Consider the following 3,195-nt stretch of genomic DNA (forward strand, 5'->3'; position numbering starts at 1 on the left):
AGCGATGGTGCGATCTTAGATCGGAGCTTGCGCAAACAATTGAGACGCAACCAAGGCAAGTCCAGCACCGTACAACAATCGAGCCCACATACTTCTCGTCTCCAAAAAGGGGAATCCGTTCAAACCGAAAGGATTCTTCGCAGGCCGGTGAGCAGAGTCAACCAACGGCATCAAACTTTCGAGTTTCACGCGACTCTCGAGCGTGGAGCGAAAGCACCATGAAAACCAGGCCGGAGGCCGACACATTTCAAAGCCAACTGGCGTTTGTAAATCAGACACTGTGGTTGTGATTTAAACCTGGGGCCATCACTGGATAGTGCTTAACGCCGAGTGGCGTTGTCGATGACAATTCGTTACGACCCAGCCGCGATAGCGGCGATAGATAGTAGCCCCATGCGTAAGCATGGGGTTTCGGGTACGAAAAAAACACATAGCCGCGATAGCGGCGACAGAAAGGGGAGCCGCTGATCGCTACAGAAACAAACGGATGCGCTAGGCCGGAGGCCGATACAGTGAATGCCGTTGGCGTGAGCCAACGGTTTGGGAGTCAGCGGACGCCGCGAGGCCGGAGGCCGACACAAGGTCCGCAAGTGTGTCGCCCGCTGGGCTTTGTTCGTGCCCATGCCCTAGTTCCGGTGGCTCACGCCACCGGCAGAGATTATGTCGGCCTCCGGCCTTGGCTGCGCTGTTTTCTGGTATCGTTAGCTGCTCCCATGAACGCGTTTTTAGACAAGAAGGAATCTGCTTTGATTCGATTGCTTCCATTGGCCTTTATCCTGATGTCGGCGATGTTCTGTCCGTCGCTCCGTCCGCTACTGGCGGATGAGCCTCACGCGATTTTGACTGAAAATACGGTCTCCGAGGACAGCCCGCGTTTTACGCCGCAAGTTCGCATGTTGCAAAAGGCGGTTCCGGCCGTGACGTCGGTGTTTGCTTTTTTGGGAAAGGACGATACCGGGCGACAGCAAGGCCGGACAGGTTCCGCCAGCACGATTGATTCGGCGGGCTATGCGTTGACGGCGTCGCATGTGATCACGGGGGCCGCGGCGGGAATCGTTCAAAACCGCGAGGGAAGGCAATTTCGCTACAAGCCAATCGCGGAACTCGAAGCCTATGATCTGGCGATCATCCGTATCCTCGCTGGCGAGCCGCTGCCAATCTTACCGATCGGCCGCAGTCACGATTTGATGCTCGGCGAACCGATCGTCGCGATCGGGAACCCGCGTGGCGTGGGACTGACGGTCAGCGAAGGCATTCTCAGCGGGCTGGATCGCTACTCCTTTCAAAGCGATGTCTATACGTCCGGCATGGTGCAAACCTCGGCGCCGCTGTTTCAAGGCAACTCGGGTGGTCCCTTGGTGAACGCCGAAGGAGCCCAAATCGGGATGGCACTGCGACTGCATTCGAATTCCGAGTCGCTGGGGCTGGCAATGGGAGCTGACCGAATCCGCGAATTGATCCCGCGAGTGTTGGCGATCGAAGCTCGCGATGGAATCACTGCAGGATGCGACGTCGACCCGCTTGTGGATCCACCCACTTTGACCTCGGTTGACGATTCCGGACCTGCGGCGGATGCGAAGCTGCAACTCGGTGATCAAGTGGTAAGCGTCAATGGCAACGAAACGCAGCATGCCTACCAATGGCCACTGGCATTGGTGGGAAGGAGAGCGGGCGAGACACTGCAGGTCGATGTGGTGCGCGGTGACCAGCGGATGCAGGTGAGTTTGACGTTAGCCGAAGCGGTGCCTGCCGCAGCGGTGGACGACGAGATTGCCGACGCGACGGAGCCAGGTTTGACCGTTACCACCTATCCGCTGGATCCAAGGAAATTCAACAACACTTTGGAAATGGCTTTTCGTGCTCCCGGGCCGAGATCGAGCGTCGCCATGGGGCTGGATGTCGAAGCGGTCAAACCACGCGACGAATACTTCGCGGTCCGCTTTGATGGTTTTCTAAATGTACCCACGAGTGGTGTCTACACGTTCAATCTTGCTTCGGATGACGGCAGCCGGTTGACGATTGGAGGACGCGATCGAATCGTTAACGATGGCGACCATCCGGCACTCGAGGAATCGTGTGTGCTACGTTTGCAGGCGGGACTCGTGCCGTTTCGGCTTGACTATTTTCAAGGCCGCGGCAGACGAATGTTAAACGTACGCTGGCAATACGGGGATATTCCGATGTCTGAAATTCCTGGCTCAGCGTTTTTTCACGGGAAAGATGCCCCGTAAGGAAAAGACGATCGTTCCCGGTCGTTTTAGAGCACGCACTCGGACGGGATCAGGAATCGCATCAAACGAATCACTGTAGATCAAATAGCTACATCGGTAATTGAATAACCGGGGGCGAAGATCGAATTGTCGCAAACTGCGGCCTTGCGGATCCGCCGGGCCTCGCGTTTGGAAACGCTCGGTAAACGAACTCGCGCCGCTGATTTGGTCGCTCAGTGGCGGTTCGTCGACCATCAGTAATCCATCGACAAGTCGCTCCGCCAACTGGCTGAAAACAAAGGTATCTTCGTCCGATTCACGGGCATCCGTTGGGCGAGAGAGGTCGTTGAGTACTCGATCGGTTCTCGCTCGTACGAAAACTGAGCCGACGCCGGAGTATTTATCAGGCACGGGATTAGCATTGCCGCAACCAACGTTTGCACCGCAACGTGGCGGACGAATTAAATGCTGGCCGGTAGGGTCACGTTACACTCGCGTGCGGATGATGTGGACTTCGTCAGGTTTGACCATCAGCGTGTCGCACCAATTTTGTCCATCGAAGCCGTAGCGAATTTGAATCGCACGGGCATCGCCTTTCTCAAAGATCGCTTTGGCCTCGAGAAGCGTGACCGATTGATCGGCCGCGCGACCGTCGGACGCCGTTCGCACTTGCACGTGTTCAACGGTGGCACCTTCGCTGAGGTCTTGAAACAACTGAACCACTTGTTCGCGGCCCCAGTGAGCTTCGAGTAATTCCGGCGTCTCGTTCGTATCCGGCACGTCGTGGGATTCATTCATCGAGTGATTTGTCTCGCTGTCTTGTTTTCGGAGTCGGGCGGATGAATGCGGGCATCAGCAGGATTGCGTTTTCCGGCGCCGGGCAAACATAGCGACAGACACCACAACCCGTGCACGCAGATTCCTTGACCTTGGGTTTTCCCTCGCTGACTTGGATGGCGCCCTCGACGGGGCACCGCTCGCTGCA

Annotated in this window: 4 protein-coding genes; 1 reads left to right on the forward strand and 3 read right to left on the reverse strand. The window is 56.8% G+C overall.

Annotated elements, in window-relative coordinates; all coding sequences use genetic code 11:
* Positions 1-713 precede the first annotated feature (713 nt).
* A complete protein-coding gene (locus ABX962_RS33400; protein ID WP_372726004.1) occupies positions 714-2,231 on the forward strand; it encodes a trypsin-like peptidase domain-containing protein in 1,518 nt (505 codons plus the stop codon).
* On the opposite strand, the gene ABX962_RS33405 is transcribed toward ABX962_RS33400, so the two are convergent.
* The 3 genes from ABX962_RS33405 to ABX962_RS33415 all read right to left on the reverse strand — a co-directional run.
* Entirely contained in the window at positions 2,199-2,621 is a 423-nt protein-coding gene (locus tag ABX962_RS33405) for a hypothetical protein (protein ID WP_372726005.1), read from the reverse strand. The two genes, ABX962_RS33400 and ABX962_RS33405, sit on opposite strands and share 33 nt — an antisense overlap.
* 75 nt (positions 2,622-2,696) lie before the next feature.
* Positions 2,697-3,008, reverse strand: coding sequence for a hypothetical protein (locus ABX962_RS33410; RefSeq protein ID WP_372726006.1), 312 nt, complete (start codon positions 3,006-3,008; stop codon positions 2,697-2,699).
* Positions 3,001-3,195, reverse strand: a 195-nt coding sequence (locus ABX962_RS33415) for a 4Fe-4S binding protein (RefSeq protein ID WP_372726007.1), incomplete at its 5' end; no start/stop codon positions are given. The genes ABX962_RS33410 and ABX962_RS33415, both read right to left, overlap by 8 nt.

Source organism: Novipirellula sp. (assembly GCF_041583735.1).
Classification (GTDB): Bacteria; Planctomycetota; Planctomycetia; order Pirellulales; family Pirellulaceae; genus Novipirellula.

Excerpts from the sequence above, each read along its gene's own strand:
- ABX962_RS33400 (WP_372726004.1), top strand. The coding sequence starts at position 714 with ATGAACGCGTTTTTAGACAAGAAGGAATCTGCTTTGATTCGATTGCTT.
- ABX962_RS33410 (WP_372726006.1), bottom strand. The coding sequence starts at position 3,008 with ATGAATGAATCCCACGACGTGCCGGATACGAACGAGACGCCGGAATTA.